The 21,517-nt window shown below is 51.6% G+C and carries 19 protein-coding genes; 9 read left to right on the top strand and 10 right to left on the bottom strand.

All coding sequences use genetic code 11. The features are described 5' to 3' along the window. Positions 1-36: 36 nt before the first annotated feature. Positions 37-1,464 carry an AAA family ATPase gene (locus ABV298_RS02400; protein ID WP_353720603.1) on the top strand — a complete coding sequence of 476 codons (1,428 nt, stop codon included), beginning with the start codon at positions 37-39 and terminating at the stop codon, positions 1,462-1,464. A gap of 6 nt (positions 1,465-1,470) precedes the next feature. On the opposite strand, the gene ABV298_RS02405 is transcribed toward ABV298_RS02400, so the two are convergent. Then, positions 1,471-2,424 carry an L-threonylcarbamoyladenylate synthase gene (locus ABV298_RS02405; protein WP_353720604.1) on the bottom strand — a complete coding sequence of 318 codons (954 nt, stop codon included), beginning with the start codon at positions 2,422-2,424 and terminating at the stop codon, positions 1,471-1,473. Between the two features lie 168 nt (positions 2,425-2,592). On the opposite strand from ABV298_RS02405, the gene ABV298_RS02410 reads away from it, so the two are divergent. Next, positions 2,593-4,332: a GMC family oxidoreductase gene (locus ABV298_RS02410; protein WP_353720605.1), complete on the top strand. Its 1,740-nt coding sequence runs from the start codon at positions 2,593-2,595 to the stop codon at positions 4,330-4,332. Positions 4,333-4,361: 29 nt separating this feature from the next. After that, on the top strand, positions 4,362-4,997 hold the full coding sequence (locus tag ABV298_RS02415) for a gluconate 2-dehydrogenase subunit 3 family protein (protein ID WP_353720606.1): 636 nt from the start codon (positions 4,362-4,364) through the stop codon (positions 4,995-4,997). Positions 4,998-5,075: 78 nt separating this feature from the next. Here ABV298_RS02415 and ABV298_RS02420 read toward each other — a convergent pair whose 3' ends face one another. The 5 genes from ABV298_RS02420 to folP form a co-directional block, all read right to left on the bottom strand. Next, positions 5,076-6,689 (bottom strand): ATP-binding cassette domain-containing protein, encoded by a 1,614-nt coding sequence (locus tag ABV298_RS02420; protein WP_353720607.1) that lies wholly within the window; start codon positions 6,687-6,689, stop codon positions 5,076-5,078. Between the two features lie 138 nt (positions 6,690-6,827). Next, a complete protein-coding gene (locus tag ABV298_RS02425; protein WP_353720608.1) occupies positions 6,828-8,102 on the bottom strand; it encodes a WD40 repeat domain-containing protein in 1,275 nt (424 codons plus the stop codon). Positions 8,103-8,270: 168 nt separating this feature from the next. After that, positions 8,271-8,534: a 30S ribosomal protein S20 gene (gene rpsT / locus ABV298_RS02430; protein ID WP_019944067.1), complete on the bottom strand. Its 264-nt coding sequence runs from the start codon at positions 8,532-8,534 to the stop codon at positions 8,271-8,273. 104 nt (positions 8,535-8,638) lie between these two features. Continuing rightward, positions 8,639-9,442: a diadenylate cyclase CdaA gene (cdaA, locus tag ABV298_RS02435; protein ID WP_353720609.1), complete on the bottom strand. Its 804-nt coding sequence runs from the start codon at positions 9,440-9,442 to the stop codon at positions 8,639-8,641. A gap of 32 nt (positions 9,443-9,474) precedes the next feature. Next, the gene (gene folP, locus ABV298_RS02440) at positions 9,475-10,329 is read right to left on the bottom strand and encodes a dihydropteroate synthase (RefSeq protein WP_353720610.1); all 855 of its coding nucleotides are present in this window, start codon (positions 10,327-10,329) and stop codon (positions 9,475-9,477) included. Between the two features lie 84 nt (positions 10,330-10,413). Between folP and ABV298_RS02445 the strand changes: the two genes are divergently transcribed. From ABV298_RS02445 to ABV298_RS02455, 3 genes are read left to right on the top strand one after another with little or no spacing between them, the layout of a single operon-like run. Then, complete coding sequence (locus tag ABV298_RS02445) at positions 10,414-10,959, top strand: DUF1599 domain-containing protein (protein ID WP_353723128.1); 546 nt, start codon at positions 10,414-10,416, stop codon at positions 10,957-10,959. A gap of 30 nt (positions 10,960-10,989) precedes the next feature. Then, positions 10,990-12,081 (top strand): BT_3928 family protein, encoded by a 1,092-nt coding sequence (locus ABV298_RS02450; protein WP_353720611.1) that lies wholly within the window; start codon positions 10,990-10,992, stop codon positions 12,079-12,081. A gap of 22 nt (positions 12,082-12,103) precedes the next feature. Beyond that, a complete protein-coding gene (locus ABV298_RS02455) occupies positions 12,104-12,607 on the top strand; it encodes a shikimate kinase (protein WP_353720612.1) in 504 nt (167 codons plus the stop codon). Between the two features lie 126 nt (positions 12,608-12,733). On the opposite strand, the gene ABV298_RS02460 is transcribed toward ABV298_RS02455, so the two are convergent. Together ABV298_RS02460 and ABV298_RS02465 are read right to left on the bottom strand one after the other, a co-directional pair. After that, positions 12,734-14,212 carry a TonB-dependent receptor gene (locus tag ABV298_RS02460; RefSeq protein ID WP_353720613.1) on the bottom strand — a complete coding sequence of 493 codons (1,479 nt, stop codon included), beginning with the start codon at positions 14,210-14,212 and terminating at the stop codon, positions 12,734-12,736. Between the two features lie 103 nt (positions 14,213-14,315). After that, positions 14,316-15,566 carry a hypothetical protein gene (locus tag ABV298_RS02465; RefSeq protein WP_353720614.1) on the bottom strand — a complete coding sequence of 417 codons (1,251 nt, stop codon included), beginning with the start codon at positions 15,564-15,566 and terminating at the stop codon, positions 14,316-14,318. A gap of 184 nt (positions 15,567-15,750) precedes the next feature. Here ABV298_RS02465 and proS point away from each other — a divergent pair, with 184 nt between their 5' ends. Together proS and ABV298_RS02475 are read left to right on the top strand one after the other, a co-directional pair. Next, entirely contained in the window at positions 15,751-17,226 is a 1,476-nt protein-coding gene (gene proS, locus ABV298_RS02470; RefSeq protein ID WP_353720615.1) for a proline--tRNA ligase, read from the top strand. Positions 17,227-17,322: 96 nt separating this feature from the next. Then, the gene (locus tag ABV298_RS02475) at positions 17,323-17,751 is read left to right on the top strand and encodes a peptidylprolyl isomerase (protein WP_353720616.1); all 429 of its coding nucleotides are present in this window, start codon (positions 17,323-17,325) and stop codon (positions 17,749-17,751) included. 60 nt (positions 17,752-17,811) lie between these two features. Here ABV298_RS02475 and ABV298_RS02480 read toward each other — a convergent pair whose 3' ends face one another. Beyond that, positions 17,812-18,441, bottom strand: a complete 630-nt coding sequence (locus ABV298_RS02480) for an ATP-binding protein (protein WP_353720617.1) — start codon at positions 18,439-18,441, stop codon at positions 17,812-17,814. Positions 18,442-18,445: 4 nt separating this feature from the next. Further along, positions 18,446-19,567, bottom strand: a complete 1,122-nt coding sequence (gene dprA, locus ABV298_RS02485) for a DNA-processing protein DprA (RefSeq protein WP_353720618.1) — start codon at positions 19,565-19,567, stop codon at positions 18,446-18,448. Positions 19,568-19,671: 104 nt separating this feature from the next. Here dprA and ABV298_RS02490 point away from each other — a divergent pair, with 104 nt between their 5' ends. Then, the gene (locus ABV298_RS02490) at positions 19,672-21,495 is read left to right on the top strand and encodes an alpha-amylase family glycosyl hydrolase (protein ID WP_353720619.1); all 1,824 of its coding nucleotides are present in this window, start codon (positions 19,672-19,674) and stop codon (positions 21,493-21,495) included. Positions 21,496-21,517 lie beyond the last annotated feature (22 nt).

Raw genomic sequence — 21,517 nt, forward strand, 5'->3', positions numbered from 1 at the left:
TTTGATATTCGAAATCCTTGCGTTAGATTCGTTCCCATGGATACCGACAAACTTTTGCCTTCCCAGTTGCTGCGCAGAAAATTCCCATTCAGGCCTACCGAAGGCCAGCTTCGTTTTTTCGAACAGGCGAATGATTTTCTGATCGAAGAAAAGGGCCTGGAACGTTACCGGGACTGCTTTTTGCTCAAAGGCTACGCGGGAACGGGCAAAACGACGATCATCAGCACGCTGATCAAAGTCCTGAAAAACTTCGGGTACAAATCGGTGCTGCTCGCTCCCACGGGCCGGGCGGCGAAAGTGATGTCGGGCTATTCGGAAAAGGTCGCACTGACGATCCACAAGAAGATTTACAAACAAACCGCCGACGCATTTTCGGGCACATTAACTTTCCAGCGACAGAAAAACTATCACGACAATACCCTTTTTATCGTCGACGAAGCCTCGATGATTACCGACGACGCCGATTTCGGCAACCGCAGCCTCCTGGCCGATCTCATCGAATTTGTATTTGAAAACCCCGGCAACAAGCTGATGCTCGTGGGCGATACGGCCCAGCTTCCGCCGGTCGGCAAGGAACTGAGTCCTGCGCTGGACGCCGATTACCTGGAACGGACGTTCTATATGTCTGTTTTTCAGGAGGAATTAAAGGAGGTCATGCGGCAGGACGAGCAATCGGGCATTCTCTATAATGCCACCCAGCTTCGAAATCAGCTCGGTGCGGAGGCCCGGGAAATCCGCATTACTACGCGCTCCTACCGAGATGTTTTTAGAATGACGGGCGAAAAACTGGAAGAAGGGCTTCGGTATGCTTATGATAAATATGGCCCGGAGAACTCCATTATCCTCACGCGCTCCAACAAATCGGCAGTCCAATACAATGAATACATCCGACGGGTGATCAATTTTTCGGAAGACGAGCTGGATGCCGGCGACCGGCTGATGGTCGTTCGGAATAACTATAATATCCTCGACGAAGACTCACCTGCCGGGTTCATCGCCAACGGCGACTTTGTGGAGCTTTTAAAAATCCGTAAAACGCAGGAAATGCACGGTTTCCGCTTTGCCGACGTTACATTGCGGCTCACAGATTATGAAAAGCAACCCGAGTTCGACGCCAAAATTTTCCTCGATACGCTGCATTCGCCGTCCGCCTCGATGTCTGCCGAAGACAACAAGAAGCTCTACGAAAGCGTCCAACAGGATTATTTCTATATCAAATCCAAAAAAGACCGTGTGGAAGCGTTACGGAAGGACCCCTATCTGAATGCGTTGCAGGTCAAATTCGCGTACGCGCTCACGTGCCACAAGGCGCAGGGCGGGCAGTGGAGCGCTGTATTTGTCGACCAGGGTTATTTACCTGATGAACAAATCAATACGGAATTTGTAAGGTGGCTCTACACCGCCATTACCCGCGCTACCGATGAGGTTTTTCTGATGAATTTTCACCCTCAGTTTTTCAGATAGCCGTTTTCATGCCGGCACCGAAGCCCTTTGCAGACGGTCGTTAATAGCCAGTCCCAAACCATTTGCCGGAACCAGCTCCGCCTTGATCTCCATGACCGGCAGGCCATCGAGCTCGCGCAGGTAAGCGAAAAGGTTGTGCGCAGCTTCTTTCAGGTCGCGATTCGGACTGAGCAAACGCTGGTATTTCCGGTCGGCGCCTTCGAGATACCGATCGAACAACAAATACCCGGTTTCTTCGCCCCCCGGCACAATATCGGCCCGCCGGCGCAAATGCAACGGTTTCCGTGGTGCATAATGGCTTTTGAGCATACCCGGCGCCTTGGGGTCGGATGTTGAATGCGGCATGAGCACGACGGGCCCTGTCAGCGATTCTATTTCATTGATATCCAAACCTCCGAGCCGGTACACGATCGTTTCGTCGTCTTCGAAACCCACGATGGTGGATTCGATACCAACTTCGCATTCCCCACCGTCGAGGATGTACGGAATGCGGTCACCGAGTTGCTGGTCGACATGCCCGGGTTTGGTCGGACTGATATACCCGAATGGATTGGCGCTCGGAGCGGCGAGGGGAAAACCTAACTGCGCAAGCAGCTCCCTGGTGAGCGGATGGTCGGGGATGCGCACGGCCACCGTGTCCAGGCCCGAGGTAACCAGGTCGGGCACGATATCTCTTTTGGGCAGCAGCATGGTTAGTGGGCCCGGCCAGAATTTCCCGGCCAGAATGCGGGCCTTTTCCGGAATATCGGACACATAAATAGCCACTTTTTCAAGGGAATCCGTATGAATGATAAGCGGATCGAACGCGGGCCGGTTCTTCACTTCGAAAATAGAAAGCACCGCTTTTTCGTTCAATGCATTGCCAGCGAGTCCGTAAACGGTTTCGGTAGGAATGGCCACCAATTCGCCTTTTATCAGAAATTCTTTTGCGACATCGAGGTCGCGACCGGTAACTGCCAAAATATTATTCTGTTTTAAAAACACAAAAATACGGCGGCGCGGAAGAAATCCGAGTATCCGCATTTAGATTGTTTTTAAATAGACCCGAATGCGCGAAAGTTGGCGGCCCGTTACCTGATCCGTGTTTATATTTAATGGTTAAATAGTACTATCTAAACAACCCTTACTATGTTTCAAATCAAAGAACAACCTACCGTTTACGACGTCGCCATTATCGGCTCGGGAGCGGGAGGCGGAATGGCAGCTTATCAACTTGCCAAAGCAGGTGCCAAGGTGGCTCTTTTGGAAGCAGGTGGATATTTTGACCCTGCCGATCCCAAATACATTACCCAGCTGAAATGGCCGTACGAATCGCCCCGCCGTGGTGCCGGTAACCATCGCCCTTTCGGTGACTTCGATGCTGCCTGGGGTGGCTGGGAAATTGAGGGAGAACCCTATACACACAAAAACGGAACGCAATTCGACTGGTTCAGGTCGCGTATGCTCGGCGGCCGCACCAACCACTGGGGCCGCATCTCCCTGCGTTTCGGCCCCAAGGATTTCAAGAGAAAAAGCATCGACGGCCTCGGCGACGACTGGCCGATCAGCTACGACGATGTGAAACCTTATTACGACCAGGTCGATAAGCTGATCGGCGTTTTCGGGACCGTCGAAGGCATCGATAACGAGCCGGATGGCATCTTCCTGCCTCCCCCGAAGCCGCGTCTGCACGAGCTTTTTCTAAAACAGGCGGGTAAAAAAGTGAATATTCCGGTGATCCCGTCGCGCCTGTCGATCCTTACCAAGCCCATCAACGACCAGCGCGGGGTTTGTTTCTATTGCAGCCAATGCGCGCGCGCCTGCCAGGCTTATGCGGATTTCTCTTCGTCGTCGGTACTATGTATCCCGGCGATCAAAACCGGTAACGTAACCCTGATCAACAATGCGATGTGCCGCGAGGTGCTCACCGACCCTTCGACAGGGTTGGCCACGGGCGTTTCCTACATCGACCGTGAGAAACTGACGGAACATACCGTAAAAGCGAAAGTGGTAGTTCTGGCTGCCAGCGCTGCGGAATCGGCCCGTTTGCTGCTGAACTCGAAATCGGCCCGGCACCAGAACGGTCTGGCAAATTCGAGCGGTGTGGTAGGCCGTTACCTGCACGACTCCACCGGGGCATCCCGTGGTGCGTTCCTTCCCCACCTGATGGACCGCAAGCGCTACAACGAGGACGGCGTGGGCGGCATGCACGTGTACACCCCCTGGTGGCTCGATAACAAAAAGCTCGACTTCCCGCGCGGTTACCACATCGAATACGGCGGCGGTATGGGCATGCCGAGCTACGGTTTCGGCTCGGGCATTGAAAACCTGAATGGCAAATACCCGACCAAAGCCGGGGTAACCAAGGAAGCGGGTGGCTACGGCGCGTCTCTGAAAGAGGACTACCGCCGTTTCTATGGCGCCAACATCGGTATGGCCGGTCGTGGCGAGGCGGTGCCCGATTATAACAATTACTGCGAAATCGATCCGAACGTGGTGGATAAATTCGGTATCCCGGTGCTGCGCTTTCATTACAAATGGTCCGATTACGAGATCAAACAGGCGAAGCACATGCACGATACGTTCGAGGAGATCATCCACGCGCTGGGCGGCGTTCCGAACGGCACCAAGCCCGGGCCGGACACCAACTACGGTCTGGCCGCTCCGGGGCGTATCATCCACGAGGTAGGAACAGTGCGCATGGGCGACGATCCGAAAACTTCCGCATTGAATAAGTACTCTCAGGCGCACGACGCGAAAAACGTGTTTGTAGTAGATGGCGGGTCATTCGTATCGCAGGCCGATAAAAACCCGACCTGGACGATCCTCGCGCTGTCGATGCGTGCTTCGGAATACATTATCAATCAGGTTAAACAGAAAAATATCTAACATTTGAACCCTGTTCAAATCATAAGCATATGAAACGCAGAGATTCACTAAAGTCATTGACACTGAGCTCCCTGGGAATCGCGGCATTAAGCCCTCAGGTGGCGCTTGCCGAGCAACGGGAGCTCGAACTGCAAAATCCGCCAGAAACGCCGCTGAAAATTCCCGGGGGAAGAACGAAAGAGGAGGCGATCCGCGATGCCAGGCTGATGAAGGAAAAATTCCTGACTGCGGCAGAACTGGCGACGATCAAGGTTCTGGTCGACATTATCATTCCGGCGGACGAGAAGTCGGGCAGCGCCTCGCAAGCGGGCGTAGTCGAATTTATCGATTTCATTGTGAAGGATATGCCGCAGCACCAGACGCCTCTGCGCGGAGGCCTGCGGTGGCTCGAAAGAGAATCGCTCAACCGCTTCGGCAAAGGGTTCGCATTGGCAACCAAGGCCCAGCAGATCCAGATCGTGGATGACATCGCCTATCCTCAAAAAGCCAAGCCTATTCATAGTCAGGGTGTCGCATTCTTCAATTTAATGCGCAACCTGACGGCTTCCGGCTTCTACACTTCGAAAATGGGTATTGCCGATCTTGGTTACAAAGGCAACACGCCCAATGTCTGGGAAGGGGTTCCGGAGGATGTGCTGAAACAATATGGTTTGAGCTACGACTAGCTGCCAAATAACCCATAATAACAACAGCCCCGCCTCAATTCCGAAGCGGGGCTGTCTATTTGATGGACTAGCAGAAAATCAATACAATTTCTGACGCTGCTGTTTCACAGTTTCGTCCGTCAGGAATTCGTCGTATGTCATCAGTTTATCGAGAATACCTTTCGGTCCGATTTCGATGATACGGTTTGCGACGGTTTCCACGAACTGGTGGTCGTGCGAATAGAACAGCAGGCAGCCCGTGAAGTCGATCAGACCGTTGTTTAATGCGGTAATCGATTCGAGGTCGAGGTGGTTGGTAGGATCGTCGAGTACCAGCGCGTTAGCGCCCGAGAGCATCGTGCGCGAGAGCATACAGCGCACTTTTTCACCTCCCGAAAGCACTTTCGCTTTTTTCAACGACTCTTCGCCCGAGAAAAGCATCCGGCCCAGGAAGCCGCGGATGAAGCTTTCATCTTTTTCGTCGGAGTACTGGCGCAACCAGTCCACCAGGTTCAAATCTACATCGAAGAATTGGCCCGGGTCCTTCGGAAAATACGATTTCGTAATAGTAACGCCCCAGGTATACTCACCTTTATCGGCCTTTTCCACTTCACTGACGATATCGAACAGTGCACTGATCGCCAAGACGTTACGGCTTACAAATGCAATTTTATCACCCTTATTAACGGTAAAGCTCACATTATCGAACAGTTTAGTGCCGTCCTCGGCAGTTTTGGAGAGCCCTTCGACACGCAGGATCTGGTCGCCCACCTCGCGTTCCGATTTGAATGCGATGTAAGGGTATTTACGGGACGATGGCTTGATGTCGTCGACAGTGAGCTTTTCGAGCAATTTGGCACGAGAAGTGGCCTGCTTCGATTTCGAAGCATTGGCGCTGAACCGGCGGATAAATTCCTCCAATTCCTTACGCTTCTCCTCCGCTTTCTTGTTAGCGTCCTGGCGTTGTTTCAAGGCGAGCTGGCTTGACTGGTACCAGAACGAATAGTTTCCTGAAAACAATTGCACTTTGCTAAAATCGATATCCACCACGTGCGTACAAACCTGGTCGAGGAAGTGGCGGTCGTGGGACACCACAATCACGGTATTTTTGAAATCCGCGAGGAAGTTTTCGAGCCACAATACCGTTTCGACGTCGAGGTTGTTGGTAGGCTCATCGAGCAGCAGCACATCGGGGTTACCGAAAAGCGCCTGCGCCAGCAGCACCCGTACTTTGTCGTTCGAGTTGAGATCGCCCATCATGGCATGGTGCTGGTCTTCACTCAGACCCAGCCCGCTCAAAAGCTGTGCAGCTTCGGTTTCAGCTTCCCAGCCATTCAGATCAGCGAATTCGGCTTCCAGCTCGGCGGCCTTTTCGCCGTCTTCGTCTGTAAAATCCTCTTTTGCGTAAATGGCTTCACGCTCCTTCATTACATTATAAAGGCGTTCGTGGCCGAGGATCACCGTGTCCATCACCGTATAGGCGTCAAACTCGAACTGGTCCTGTTTGAGGAATGTCATCCGCTCGCCGGGGTTCATGCTTACGCTACCGGTTTGCGGCTCGATTTCGCCTGAAAGAATCTTTAAAAATGTAGATTTCCCGGCTCCGTTAGCGCCGATCACGCCATAACAGTTACCAGGGACAAATTTTATATTTACTTCGTCGAACAATACCCTTTTACCGTATCGCAGCGATACGTTCTGAACCGTAATCATCTGTAAATTGATTATTTATGAATGAGACCGCAAAATTACAAAAATCGGGCTGATTTAGCATCCTTGCGTAAACTAAATGCAAACAAAACAGGCCGGTAACGAACCGGCCTGCGTATTGAAATCATGTATTTCAAACCATCACGGAATCACGCGCAGGGTGTGTGCGCCTTTGGCTACACTTACCTTCGCTCCCTGCTTCTTCAACGCCGGCGTATCGCCTTTGGTAACCGACCAGAACTCGACGCCCCCGTTGCCGCTGCCATATTCGAGGTATTCGAAAACGGATACCGCCAGGTTCGAACCGTCCTTATCGAACGCCACGCTTTGCGGGTAAATGCCTTCGAAGGGGTAATCGGCTACTTTGGTCAATGCGCCGGTGTTGGCTACCTTGTACAATGACAGCGACGCACCCGTACCTGCGCCCGCTTCTGCCCAGGGTGAGCCGCTTTTGCCCGCATTCGCCGTCACAAGCAAGGTACCGTCAGGACTTAATGCGAACGAACCGCTGTTCAGGCCGGTTGGCGCCTGTCCGGCTACTTTGTGCTCGATGGAGCCGTCCATCGAGAAATCCACCACAAAAACTTCCCCTTCACCGGCACCTTTTCCTTGGGGACCTTTGGCATCGAGGACAAGGTAATGCTTCCCGTCGGGCGTGAACCTTCCGAAAGAGGGATCGGTACCTACTTTCACAGGCTTGCCTACCATTTCCACGTTTTTCAGTTTTCCGGCTTCCCGGATCACTTTATACAAGCCTACCTCGTTGGAGTTATCCAATGTAAATGCAATGAAATCACCGGATGGGTGCCACGAAATATCGATGATGCGGTTGGTCGTATCCAATGCCGCCGGCAGGTTCAGGAAACGTGCGGGCTTGCCGTCCGGGCCGGCTTCGATGAATACGAGCTCTTTGCCGGTGTCGCCTGTGGAGAGGATCAGTTCGTTTTTATTGACATCGATAGAAGTCGGCCTTTTACCCACCGGGAAGCCGAATTTAGCTTTGGGCGCCGCGAGGTTGCTTACATCTACCACAAAGAGCTTCTCTCCTACCGGAAATTCTTTCGCAATGTCTTTGTATTCGCCAACGCCGTCTTCCGGCCTGATCCGGTTTTCAAGTACGAAGGCCAGGTTACCGGTTGGCGATACGGCCAGGGTTTTGGAGTATCCCAGCGCGGAGTTCGACACGAGTGCGCTCCCGAGGCCTTTACTGCCTCGCTCCACCGGGAATTTGATCGTCGTCAGTTGGTCTTTCGATGTGTTGTCTCTTAATAGCTTTCCATCAACCAATGCGGAAGCTGCCAAATCGGCATCAGACACTACAACCAGGCCACGGGCATTGAAGGTGATGGGTGATTGGGCCATCGTGGGGATGCTTCCGAACGCAGCCAAACCAGCAAATAATGCAACTTTTTTCATAGAAAAGAATTTGAGTTTAGTTGGTTTGAACATTTGAGCTTACATCAAAAAGAACCTTGCAAGGACATTTATACCCTTGCAAGGTTCTCTTCAGAACACGCAATATACAATAACGGAAAAACCCCGGCAAGCGTTTGCCGGGGTTTCCAAAGTCACAGGTAGAAAAAATTACGCTGCAACCGCCAGTCCGTTAACGAATTTTGCCAGTTTGGACTTCTGGTTGGAAGCTTTTTTCTTGTGGATGATATTTTTCTTTGCCAAACGATCCAACATTGAAGATACAGTTTTGTAAACTTCAACAGCTACTGCCTTATCAGTCGTTTCACGCAGTTTCTTGATGTATGAACGTGTGGTTTTGTGCTGGTAACGGTTGCGCAAACGCTTCGTTTCGTTGGCGCGGATTCTTTTTAAAGCTGATTTATGATTTGCCATCTGTAATGAATATTTTTCTATTTCTCATTTCGGTCTGCAAAAATAGAAATTGCATCCCAAAACGCCAAATTTCCCTTCAAAATATATTTTCGTTAAAATAAACCCTACTTGGGCATCCGCTGTATATCGGAGGCCAGATACTCCTCAATGCGCGATTCCAGCTCGTTGTAGGGGATATTGCTGTGCAGTTCGCCTTCGACGGCCAGCGAGATTTTGCCGGTTTGCTCCGAAATAACGATCACGATGGCATCGGTAGCTTCGCTCATTCCCATGGCCGCGCGGTGACGAAATCCCAGCGATGATGGTACATCTACGCCGTCGGCTACCGGCAACACGCAGCGCGCCGCTTTCAAAACGCCGTCCACAATTATCACGGCACCGTCGTGCAGCTCGCTGTATTGGTTGAAAAGCGACACGAGCAATGGCTTGGAAACCCGCGCGTCGAGCATTTCGCCGGTTTCAACGTACTTACCCAGGTCGTCGCGCTTGTTGAGCACGATCAATGCACCGGTAAAATTGGCAGCGATGGTTTTACTGGCGTCGATGACTTCCTTAAGGTTTTTCACCTTGAAGTCACGCATCGAGTTCCCGATGAATTTTTTGAGAATACCGTTGTTGGTATAAATCGTCGACTTGCCGATAATGAGCAGAAAACGCCGGATCTCCTGCTGGAAAATCACGATCAGCGCCACCGCACCGACGCCCATAAAATACTGCAAAATGGCCGTCAGTAACCCAAGGCCAAGCCCTTTGACCACCAGATAGAAGACATATACAAATAAATATCCCAGAAAAACCCTGCTTGCAATACTTCCCCGAACAAGGGTATATACCTGATAAAGAAGAATGGACACTAAAAAAACATCCAGGATATCAGCCCAATTGATGTTCAGAAAACCCACACGCATACGAAAGGTGATATTTTTACGCGACTAAATTACTATTTATTTGGATAGTTACCGGCAGCCATCCAGAGTTTTACCGCTTCCACGGCCTGTTTCACGTCGTGCACGCGCAGGATCGAAGCGCCGCGCTCCAACGCCAGCGTGTTCAGCACGGTTGTCCCGTTCAACGCTTCTTCGGGCGAAATATTCAATGTTTTGTAAATCGCCGTTTTCCGCGAAATGCCTGCCAGCACCGGGTAACCCAACGATTTGAATTGCGCCAGCTCCCGCATGAGTTCGAAATTCTGTGCGGTCGTTTTGGCAAAACCGAAACCCGGATCGATAATCACATCCGCCACGCCCTTGCTTTGCAGCAGCACCAGCTTGGCCCGCAGATCGCGCAGGATATCGGGCACGAGGCGCTCGTAGGTTGTCAGGCTGTTCATGGTTTGCGGCGTTCCGCGCATGTGCATTAATATGTAAGGTACACGCAGGCGGGCGACGGTCTCGAACATCGCGTCGTCGAGCGTCCCTCCGGCAACGTCGTTGATCAGATGTGCACCTTTGCAAATGCCCCTTTCGGCCACTCGGGCCCGAAAGGTATCAACAGAAATGACGACTTCCGGAAAAAATTTAGCTAATGGCTCCACGGCCGACTCGATGCGGTCGCCCTCCTCGTCCTCGCTTACCTCCCGCGCACCCGGGCGGGTGGAGTAACCCCCGATATCGATTATCCCCGCGCCTTCCGCAAGCATTTTACCGGCCTTTTCGACGATCTCATCCGTCGCCACCACCCGGCTTCCGGCGTAAAACGAGTCGGGAGTGATATTCATAATACCCATCACCACGGGGGTCGACAGATCGAGCAGCCTTCCCCGGATATTGAGCGTTTTTTTACTAACTTGCGACATAAATTCTTTTCAAAAACAGGCAAAGGAATGAATATCAAAGCATTCTCTTCCTACCGTCTGAAAGTCTCTAACTCGTTTGAAACAGTGAAATCCACAGAATCGGAATATCAGGAAATCATTCAGTATTGCCAAGATCTTTTCACAAAAAAAAACAAGGACTACGGTACTTCCTGGCGCATTCTGCGGCTCCCGTCGATTACCGACCAAATCTTCATCAAGGCACAACGCATCCGCACGATCCAGGAGAAGGGCGTGCAGAAGGTGAACGAGGACGTGTCTTCCGAATTCATCGGGATCATCAACTATTGCGTGATGGCGCTGATCCAGATCGCCGCAGAGGAACAGAACCAGCCCATCGACGATTCGGCATTAACAATTCTTTACAATCAGCAGGTGAACGAAGTAAAGGAATTGTTGTTTAATAAAAACCATGATTACGGAGAGGCTTGGCGCGATATGCGTGTGAGTTCGATGACCGACATCATTCTCATGAAGCTGCTAAGGATCAAACAAATAGAAGATAATCAAGGCCTTACAATCGTTTCCGAGGGTGTAAAAGCAGGGTATCAGGATATCATCAATTATTCGGTATTCTGCCTGATCAAATCCAATGCCTTACAGACGAATTAAAAAGATACTCCAAAACGCCGCCAGTTCGCAATGAAAATACTTGCCCAGATCTCACGAGTTGTTGTAGGATTACTTTTCATTTTTTCCGGAATCATCAAGCTGAACGACCCCATCGGGACGCAGTACAAGCTGGAAGAGTACTTCGAGGTTTTCGCGACCGATCTTCCCGCGTTCCACGATTTTTTCATGGGCCTCGTGCCGCTGGCGCTCTACTTTTCGGTTTTCCTCTGCACGGCGGAAGTGGTGCTCGGCGTGGCGCTGCTGGTTGCGTACAAACCTAAAACCACCTCGTGGCTTTTGCTGGCGATCATTGTCTTTTTCACCTTCCTGACGTTTTATTCGGCCTACTTCAATAAGGTTACCGATTGCGGCTGCTTCGGTGCGGCGATCAAGCTCACGCCCTGGACTTCGTTTGGTAAAGACGTATTCCTGCTGATATTGATACTGGTGATCGTATACTACCGGAAAAAATTCGAATCCTATCCCACCGGCATTATCGTGGTCATTTCGACACTCGTTTCACTGGGTATCGCCGTTTATTCGTTACGTCACCTGCCCATCGTGGATTTGCTGCCTTATCGCGTGGGCGCGAGTATTCCGGCGCAGATGAAACCTTCGGAGCCGCTGAGATATATGTATATTTTCGAAAAAGATGGAAAAACGCTTGAATATGAGCAATACCCAAGCGATACGACGCTGAAATTCAAAGAGATGGTTGTTTTGAACGAGGACGCCAAACCTAAAATTACCGACTATAAAGTATGGAACGACGCGGGGGATTTTACGGAAAGCACGTTCCAGGGCAAAAAGCTTTTCCTTATCATCAAGAGCCTGACCGACATCAATACAGCCGCATTGCCGGATATCAACAAGCTCATCAACGCGGTAAAAGGCAAAGGGATCGAACCAATCATTCTGACTTCGGGCAACAGCGCGGATATTGAGAACTTCCTCTCGCAGCACCAGCTCACGGCCCCGTACTATTATGTAGACGCAACGGTTTTAAAAACCATTTCACGTTCAAATCCCGGTTTGTGGCTTTTGAAAGACGGCGTCGTGAAAGGTAAATGGCATTATAACGACACTCCCGCTGCCGAAGAAGTGATAGAACTCGCCAGGTAAACAACCGACCGCCAAAGTTTTCATGAAGAATGTTATCCTCGTCGGAATGATGTCGTCCGGCAAAACCACGTTAGGCAAAAAGCTCGCACGTGCATTGAACTACCAGTTCGTAGACCTCGATAAGCTGATCGAGAAAGACCAGGAAATGGAGATTTCCGCTATTTTCAAGCAAAAAGGCGAAGATTATTTCAGGGAGGTCGAAAGCAGGATTTTGAAAGAAACGGCTACGCAAAAGGGAATCGTGCTCGCCTCCGGCGGCGGTACGCCCTGTTTCTTCGATAATATGCAGGTAATCAAACAAATGGGCATTAGCATTTTCCTGGACGTTCCCGCGGAGGACCTCGCAAAAAGAATCGAAAACCACGGCAAGGACGACCGCCCTATCCTTTCCGGCGCCGCGTCGCTGGTGGATACGCTGCGGAACCGCATTACCGACAGGCTCCCCTACTACACCCAGGCTGACTTTACACTGAAAGGCGAAATCGACGTCGGGCACCTGCTCGAAGTGATTATCCCGCTGTTATAACCAAAAAACCTGCTTCTCGCAGGTTTTTTGGTTATAACTCTAGGCGTTGCTTAAAAGAACACCCCGCCCGTCACCATGACGTTCACCGGCCGGTTTGTGATTTGCACCGACGCATAGTTATTGGGATTATCCAGATAATAAGGTGTATAAGCCGATTTGTAGGTGGTAAACGTACCTGTCAGGTCCACAAAGAAGCGGTCGGTGCGGACGCCTGCACCCGCCGAAGCGAGGATTTTGCTGCGATCGATACCATCCGTCCGCTCGCGATAGGGATCTGCGATATACGCTCCCCCCAAGTCGTGCACGGAAGATGCCCGCCCTGATCTCGCCGCCCAACCGGAAGTTGACGGCATTGCGGAATGTGTCGGTGATTTCGTTCTTAACGTCGTCCTTGAATGCTTGGTTATCGGCACTGGCTAGGTAGCTCGTACGGACGCGCATGCCGCTATAACCCGCATATTCGATGGTTCCTGTGATAAAGCCTTTGTTTTGGAAAAAAACCGTAGCGCCCACATTCCCTCGCATCGGACCAATGAGACTGTACTCGAAGTCGTTAGGGGCAATGGGCAACGAAGTATACGGAGGCGTAATGAGATTGCCGTCGGGGCCGGTCACTTTTCCATCTACATAACCCGCCGCCACACGCTGGCTGAACGTCTCTTTCAGCGCGCTGAATGTCGGACTGATGAGCGTTCCGCCGATCTGGAACATCGGATTGAACTTGTAAATAGCGCCCAGTGAGAAATTAAAGCCGGAACCACGGACCGTAAAGTCTTCGAACTGGTCAATGTAAGTGAGCTCGGGGCTATCAACGTAATCATCGCTGAATGTGGATGAATATTCGTACCGGATCCGGCTAAAACCGATATTACCACCGAGGTAAAATTTGTCGTTCAAGTTTCCTGCGTAAGCGAACGTCCATTGCGACGTAGCGCCTTTGGAAGTAAATGTTCCGCTCTGGTCTACCAGGCTGTTCGCATCCAGCGCCCTGTAAGGCGGCCCGGCTGCGGTTGTAGGGTTAATCAGATACATTTGATAATAGGCGGCAGGGATGCTGTACGCTACCGGTCCCCCGGCTGCACCGCTGTCGAAATCCCGTTCGAGATCGTTTATCGATGTTTTGGCGTTGTTCACGCCCTCGATCACATTGTCGATATAGGCGCTGTTGTTATTTCGGCCTCCGTAGGCGTAACCATTCTGGAACGACTGCTGGCGGGAAAACGAAACGCCGAATGCCGAGCGCTTCCATTTCCGTTGAAATCCCGGCTGGCTGGTAAAAACCAACGACGCCTGCGGAATATTAAACAGACCGTTGCTCTCCTTGGTGTCATTCCCAAGATAATTCGCTTTCGTGCCGGCGATCGTTACCGCCGGGCTGAACGTAAATTCGGAGCGGTTATAAAAACCAAGGCCCGCCGGATTGCCATGAATAGAACTGGGGTCCCCTCCGATGGCTGCATGGTTGCCGCCCAGAGACTGAAATCGGGCTGAGCCGGTTTGGTTGATTTCCGAGTACCGGAGTGCATCGGTAGCATATTGTGCAAATGCTGCGGACGAAGCAAGCAGCGAAAAGATGAGTGCGATTCCTGAGTATGTTTTCGACATGGCAGTTGATACTTAATTCAATACAATTTAAACGAAAACCCTGCAAAATTATGACATCTTGCAGGGTTCGACGTGACTATCTGTGTTTCAGGACAGTCGCAGATTATCTTGGGCCTCTTGAAGAGCGGCTCGTGCTGCCGCCTCCGCCACCCGACGGTGCGCTATAACTTCTCGAAGGAGCGCTGTACGACGGAGCACTGTAGGTGCGGCTCGGTGCGCTGTAAGATTCGCTTCTTGGGCTGGAATAGCTTCTTGAAGGCGCGCTGTAATCTGACTGGCTTCTCGACGGTGCACTGTAAGATGGCGAACTGTAAGAAGAAGCGCCTCTCGACGAGCGCGGTGTCGAATAGTAGCTCGCTCCATTTGAGTTGCCGCTTTCAGATGAGTAGTTGCTCGAATTGGTCGAACGCGGACGCGAATAGTAAGTATTGCCCGCGTCGATCACGCCGCGTGAGCTGTAAGAATCGCCGTTGGTCCGTCCACCGGCAGATGCCGCATCGCCACGGTACGAGCCTCTCGATGTTCTGGGCGAAGCATAAGTATCTCCTGAAACAACACGGTTGCCGTCGCGGCTTCCTCTTGTTGTGCCCGTTGCAGTCCGATTTCGCGACGAGTTTACAAAATTGGAATTGTAACGCTCGTTGCTGCGGCTTCTGCTCGCATCCACCACCCGGGGGCCGTAGGTTCTGGCAATACCTCTTTCAGGGTTGTTGATCACGATCACCGGGCGGCTGTATGCCCATGGCGAATAGCCGTAGCCGTAGAAACCGTCGTAATAACCGCCCCATCCGTACAGGCTGTTGTAGCCCCATGGCGAATATCCCCACGGGTTATAATAGCCAAATGGATCATACCCCCAGCTCAGCATACTGCCGTAGCTCCATGGCGAATATCCGAACATCGACCCGAAACCGAACCCGACGTAGGGACGCATCCTGAAACCACCGTATCCGAAGTTCAGCGACAGACCTGCGTAGCTTCCGGGCCAGTAAGAGCCCAGGCCCCCGTAATACATGTTGTTCATGCTTGCGGAATTATAGCCGTCGACAAAACCGGCATTGTAGCCTACGTCTGTCGAGACCTGACGCCTTACGCTTCTGGAAGAAAGGTAATTTTCATCGTAATAGTCCGCCGTGCCGTTTTCGGAATAATTACCGGTGTAAGCATAATCCGGGTTATCCGAACGGGAGACTTCCTGGTCGCCGCCCCGGTCTGTCAGTACGAGGCCTCCGCCTGAGCTTCCTCCGTAGAGATCATCGCCACCCGAGCGCGACGCATACTGGTTCGAAGTACATCCCCAAGCTCCCAACAGCACCAGCAAAGACAAATATTTTGCTTTATTGAACATACTCATGGCTTCTAAGGATTTAAAAGTTTGTTGCTAATATAGGTAAAAAATGCATTCCCGCTATGAAGTAAACGACCGTAGCCATACATTAATTCCAAAGTTAACATAAAAAACTATCTTTGCAACTCCCTTGAAAAACAGGCTCCGGTTAATGTAAAACTCCATTTCAATTCCAAAATAATACAAAGTAATGAGTAAAGCCTTGCCAACACGAAGTGAAAACTACTCCGAATGGTACAATGAATTAGTGAAACGCGCCGACCTGGCCGAAAACTCGCCGGTGCGAGGCTGTATGGTGATCAAGCCGTACGGTTACTCCATTTGGGAAAAAATGCAGCGTGCGCTGGATGACATGTTCAAGGAAACCGGCCATACCAACGCCTATTTCCCGCTTTTCATCCCCAAATCGTACCTGAGCAAGGAGGCTTCACACGTGGAGGGATTCGCTAAGGAATGTGCGGTGGTGACGCATTACCGCCTTAAAAACGACCCGAACGGCAAAGGCGTGGTGGTGGACCCGGAAGCGAAACTGGAAGAAGAACTGATCGTACGGCCTACTTCCGAAACGGTGATATGGAGCACGTATAAAAACTGGATCCAGTCGTACCGCGACCTGCCGTTGCTGATTAACCAGTGGGCAAACGTGGTGCGTTGGGAAATGCGCACACGCCTGTTCCTCCGTACGGCCGAGTTTTTGTGGCAGGAAGGCCACACCGCACACGCCACCGCACAAGAGGCGATTGCCGAAACGAAGCAAATGCTGGAAGTTTACGCACAATTTGCCGAAGAATGGATGGCCGTGCCGGTTATCAAAGGGGTAAAAACAGCTAACGAGCGTTTCGCCGGTGCAGAAGACACTTATTGTATCGAAGCGATGATGCAGGACGGAAAGGCATTGCAGGCCGGAACTTCCCACTTCCTGGGCCAGAACTTCGCGAATGCATTCGACGTGAAGTTTCAGGACAAGGAAGGCAAGCTGGATTATGTATGGGGAACTTCATGGGGCGTGAGCACGCGCCTGATGGGTGCACTCATTATGGCACATTCCGACGACAGCGGCCTCGTCCTGCCCCCGAAACTGGCGCCTATCCAGGTGGTAATCGTTCCGATTTACCGAAACGACGAACAGCTTGCCCAGATTTCCGAAAAAGTAGCCGAAATCACAAAAGACCTGAAAAAACTGGGTATCAGCGTAAAATACGACAGTAGTGACAATGCGAAGCCAGGCTTCAAATTTGCTGAATACGAACTGAAAGGCGTGCCGGTAAGGCTTGCCATGGGCGGCCGCGACCTCGAAAACGGTACAGTGGAAGTAGCCCGCCGCGATACCAAGACGAAGGAGACGGTTTCCGTAGAGGGGATCGCAGCTTATGTTCAGAATCTGCTTGAAAACATTCAGCAGTCGATTTACAACAAGGCGTTGCGATTCCGCGAGGAAAACACGCATAAAGTGGATTCATTCGAAGAATTCAACCATATACTCGATACCAAAGGCGGATTTATTCTGGCGCACTGGGACGGTACTTCCGAGACCGAAGAGAAGATCAAGGAAGAGACGAAGGCGACGATCCGCTGCATTCCTTTGAACCAGGAGGCCGAGGAGGGCGTTTGTATTTACTCGGGCAGGCCGTCGAAAGGACGTGTAGTATTTGCCCGGGCATACTGATTTTTCATTTTTCATGCATTCGCGGAGGTTCCCTGCGGAAAACGCTTCCCGAAAACATTTCGCGAGTGCTTTTTCCAACCATCTAAATACAAAACTATGAGTCAAGCAAAGGCTGGTGACAAAGTGCAGGTACATTATAAAGGTACCTTGCCGGACGGACAACTTTTTGATTCCTCCGAGGGACGTGAGCCTTTGAGCTTCACTCTGGGCAGCGGACAGGTAATCAAAGGATTTGATGATGGCGTGACCGGTATGGCGATCGGCGACAAGAAAACCATCCATATTCCTAACGAAGAGGCTTACGGCCCGGTGAATGAGGATATGGTTGTTCGTTTCGACCGCGCGCAAATCCCTGCCGATATTCCTCTGGAAGTGGGCGTCACTTTGAATATGCATCAGGATGGCGGCCAGGTTATCCCGGTGGTCGTGAAAGAGGTAACCGACACCTATGTGGTACTGGACGCTAACCACCCGCTGGCAGGGCAGGACCTTGTTTTTGAACTGGAACTAATGGGTATCAACTAATTACCCGTTGAAGCGCGAATGCGGCTGATGACCGGCACAACCGGATGTCAGCCGCATTTTCTATTCCGTCCATTTCAGACTGAAACTCTCCGGTTTGCCCTTCGATAATTTAAGCAAAATCTGCCGCGCGGCCAGATCTTGCAACATTCGTTCGGCTCTTTTTTCCGAGATATTGATGATTCGGGAAAAGACTTTCGCGGTAACGGAATCTGTTTCTTTCAGATAGGTGATCAATGTCCTGACATGGCGTGTGGCCAGTAATTTCTCCGTTTCGGCATCGGTACCGTTGTACAACAGAAGCCGTGGAATGGGCATACTTTTGTCTTTCACCCTGATGTAGATGATCCGCTCGCCCTTTTCGTTCAATGCACGATGCGGTTTCGCCTCGCTTTCGTTAACCGCAACCCAAAGCACTTTCCGGCCATCCAGGTTCTCTGTCTTGATCTGCACGGTCAGTTCCGGCTCGATCAGTTTAACCAACGCTTTTTCGAGCCTCTGCAACTCCCGCAGCTCAGATTGTATCCCCGGCACGGCCCCGTCGTCGGCGACGCCGATCAGCAGGTCCCCTCCCGACGTATTGGCGAAGGACACAATCGTTTTGGCAATTTTAAAAGGACTGTCCACCGTCCTTTTAAACTCGGTCGTCAGCCCCTCTCCTTCTTTAATTAGTTGAATGATACTCTTATTCATGCATTTAAATCAACCCATATTTCTTGCCGGGCATCGATCGCACCATACCCTGAAATTCCAGGTTCAGCAGCAAGGTAGCCAGCCGGTTCAGGTGAATGCCCGATTGCCAGGCAAGTTCGTCGATCTGTATTGCTCCCCACTGTTTCAGCAATGCCAATACCTGCCCCTCGTCCTGTGTGAAGCCTTCGAATGACATCGGTTCGATAGCCACCACGGGAGCGGCTTCCGGCACACCCGCTATCCAGCCAAGCGCGTCGGCCATATCCGGCACCGACGTAAAAATCGCCGCCTTGTTGTCACGGATCAGAAAGTTACACCCTTCAGATTGCGCCTCGCCGATCATTCCCGGCACCGCGAAAACCTCCCTGTGATAGTTCTGCGCAAATTCAACGGTGATCAGACTTCCGCCGGTCCGGCCCGACTCCACCACTATCGTAACATCACTAAGGCCCGCAATAATTCGGTTACGCGCGGGAAATCTCATAAAATCGGGCTTGGTCCCCAATGCATTTTCCGTTACTATCCCGCCATTGTCCTGCATCTCCAAAGCCGTGCGCTGGTGTACGGCCGGATATATCACATCGACGCCGCTCGCCATGACGCCCAGTGTGGCCACGTTGTTGCGGATGCAATGCCTGTGTGCAGTGATATCCACACCATATGCAAGCCCGCTCACCACAAGCGGCTGGTAAGGCACGAGCTCGCGGACGATCTGCTCTGTCACCGCCTTTCCGTATTCACTGATTTTTCGGGTACCGACTATCCCTACCGTACGCGGCCAGTTGAAGTCGGTATTCCCTTTGGCATATAAGGCGATAGGGGCATCGTAAAGTGGCCTGAGGCGCGCCGGATAGCTGGGATCGGTGAAGAAAAGGAGCTGCGTGCCGGTCTTCCTGCATTGCAAAAGCTCCCTTTCGGCAAGTTCCATCGTGTTTTTACCAAGAACCGCTTTCACAACTTTGTCCCCTATTCCGGGGATTTTAATAAGCCTTTTATAGTCGGCCTGAAAAACATTCTCGGCACCGCCGCAATAGCTGATCAGCTGCCTGATAGTCACGGCGCCGATCCCGGGGGTGTGCATAAGCGCGAGAATGCAGACTTTTTCCGCGTCGGAAAGTGTTTCCATGGTATAGTGTGTTGGTTGAGATTTTTTTGCCGTACGCTGGCATGCATTTTGCGCATATACGTCAGCAGTCATTTCAAAAATAAACAATAATCTGAAAACCAAATATGGAAAACGTCGAAACGGAGGTTGCTGAAACGGGACAGCACTATGAAGGCATGGGTGCCACTTGCCATCCGGAAGGAGTTTATTACCGCGTCTGGGCGCCACATGCGGAAAGTGTTTCGGTCATAGGAAGTTTCAACAACTGGGATGCCGGCGCCAATCCGTTACAAGCGGAAGAGAACGGCATGTGGGGCGCATTGGTCGAAAATTCGAAAGAAGGGGACGAGTACAAATTCCTGCTCAAAACACCCGCAGGCGAATTGCACCGCAACGACCCTTATGCTCTGAAAATGACCAATTCGGCAGGTAATTGCATTGTTTATAACCACGAGTCGTTCGACTGGCAGAATGTTACGTTCCAAATGCCGGGCTGGCACGAGCTGGTGATTTACGAGATGCATGTGGGGACATTCAATGTCGTGGAAGCAGGGAAGGTCGGGACGTTCTACACAGCCATCGAGCGTATTCCCTATTTAAAGGACATGGGTTTCAACGCGGTGGAAGTAATGCCTTGCTCTGAATTTCCCGGTTCCCGCTCATGGGGATACAACCCCGCTAACCCGTTTGCTATCGAATCGGATTACGGCGGGCCCGACGGCTTGAAAGCGTTTGTCAAAGCGGCGCATGAAGCAGGCATCGCCGTGATCCTCGATGTGGTTTACAATCACTTCGGCCCGTCGGACCTGGATTTATGGCAATTCGACGGCTGGCAGGAAAACAATGGCGGAGGCATTTACTTTTACAACGACTGGCGGTCGGAAACGCCCTGGGGCAATACCCGCCCCGATTACGGTCGAGGCGAAGTGCGGCAATATATCCACGACAATGCATTGATGTGGATCCGCGACTACCGCGTCGACGGTTTGCGGATGGATATGGTGCCTTATATCCGCAATGTGAAGGCCAACGGTAATCCTGGTGACGACATCGTGGAAGGCATGACGCTCATTCAATGGATCAATAAAGATATCCGTGACAGCTGCCATAACTGCATTACCATCGCCGAGGACATGCATTCGCTGGACTTCATTACGAATTCGGTCGAAAATGGCGGCCTGGGCTACGGCTCTCAGTGGGACGCCGAATTTGTTCATTCCGTTCGCGACGCGATTATTACCGCAAACGACCAGGACCGCGACATGAACAAAGTAGTGGCCGCCATCACCAACCGGTACAACAACGACTCGTTCCAGCGCATTATCTACACCGAATCGCACGATGAAGTAGCCAACGGCAAAGCGCGTGTGGCGGAGGAAATAGCCGAAGGCGATGTCAATAACTGGTATTCCAAAAAGCGGGCCGCCCTTGGGGTAGCACTGGTTTTGACTTCCCCCGGCATTCCGATGATCTTTCAGGGACAACCGCTGCTTGAAGACAAATGGTTTTCCGACAGCGATCCGATCGACTGGTCACGGCTCGAGAAGTTCAGCGGCTTTGCAACCCTGCACCGCGATATGATCCATATCCGCCGGAACTGGTTCGGTGTAACGAAAGGGCTTCAGGGCCAGAATGTAGCAATTATCCGGCAGGACAATGAGAAGAAAGTGATCGTAATGCATCGCTGGGCGGAAGGCGGGCCCAAAGATAGCGTCGTGATTGTACTGAACTTCTCGACCGAAACCTTCTCCGACTACAAGGTCGGGTTCCCACGGCCGGGCAAATGGCATTTGCGCTTCAATAGCGACAACGAAAATTACGACCCGGATTTCTCCCACCTGGGTGTTTTCGACATCGAAACGATGCAAGGCGACATGGACAATTGCGGACAATTCGGTGCATTGCAGATACCTCCCTATTCGGCATTGATCTTCTCGCAGGAAGAGTAACAACGGAGGAAGGACGAATGGA

This window comes from Dyadobacter sp. 676 (assembly GCF_040448675.1).
In the GTDB taxonomy this organism is placed as follows: domain Bacteria; phylum Bacteroidota; class Bacteroidia; order Cytophagales; family Spirosomataceae; genus Dyadobacter.

Bases quoted from the DNA above. Each gene is read 5' to 3' on its own strand.
- ABV298_RS02400 (WP_353720603.1), top strand. From the start codon at position 37: ATGGATACCGACAAACTTTTGCCTTCCCAGTTGCTGCGCAGAAAATTC.
- ABV298_RS02410 (WP_353720605.1), top strand. From the start codon at position 2,593: ATGTTTCAAATCAAAGAACAACCTACCGTTTACGACGTCGCCATTATC.
- ABV298_RS02415 (WP_353720606.1), top strand. From the start codon at position 4,362: ATGAAACGCAGAGATTCACTAAAGTCATTGACACTGAGCTCCCTGGGA.
- ABV298_RS02420 (WP_353720607.1), bottom strand. From the start codon at position 6,689: ATGATTACGGTTCAGAACGTATCGCTGCGATACGGTAAAAGGGTATTG.
- ABV298_RS02425 (WP_353720608.1), bottom strand. From the start codon at position 8,102: ATGAAAAAAGTTGCATTATTTGCTGGTTTGGCTGCGTTCGGAAGCATC.
- rpsT (WP_019944067.1), bottom strand. From the start codon at position 8,534: ATGGCAAATCATAAATCAGCTTTAAAAAGAATCCGCGCCAACGAAACG.
- cdaA (WP_353720609.1), bottom strand. From the start codon at position 9,442: ATGCGTGTGGGTTTTCTGAACATCAATTGGGCTGATATCCTGGATGTT.
- folP (WP_353720610.1), bottom strand. From the start codon at position 10,329: ATGTCGCAAGTTAGTAAAAAAACGCTCAATATCCGGGGAAGGCTGCTC.
- ABV298_RS02450 (WP_353720611.1), top strand. From the start codon at position 10,990: ATGAAAATACTTGCCCAGATCTCACGAGTTGTTGTAGGATTACTTTTC.
- ABV298_RS02455 (WP_353720612.1), top strand. From the start codon at position 12,104: ATGAAGAATGTTATCCTCGTCGGAATGATGTCGTCCGGCAAAACCACG.
- ABV298_RS02460 (WP_353720613.1), bottom strand. From the start codon at position 14,212: ATGTCGAAAACATACTCAGGAATCGCACTCATCTTTTCGCTGCTTGCT.
- ABV298_RS02465 (WP_353720614.1), bottom strand. From the start codon at position 15,566: ATGAGTATGTTCAATAAAGCAAAATATTTGTCTTTGCTGGTGCTGTTG.
- proS (WP_353720615.1), top strand. From the start codon at position 15,751: ATGAGTAAAGCCTTGCCAACACGAAGTGAAAACTACTCCGAATGGTAC.
- ABV298_RS02475 (WP_353720616.1), top strand. From the start codon at position 17,323: ATGAGTCAAGCAAAGGCTGGTGACAAAGTGCAGGTACATTATAAAGGT.
- ABV298_RS02480 (WP_353720617.1), bottom strand. From the start codon at position 18,441: ATGAATAAGAGTATCATTCAACTAATTAAAGAAGGAGAGGGGCTGACG.
- dprA (WP_353720618.1), bottom strand. From the start codon at position 19,567: ATGGAAACACTTTCCGACGCGGAAAAAGTCTGCATTCTCGCGCTTATG.
- ABV298_RS02490 (WP_353720619.1), top strand. From the start codon at position 19,672: ATGGAAAACGTCGAAACGGAGGTTGCTGAAACGGGACAGCACTATGAA.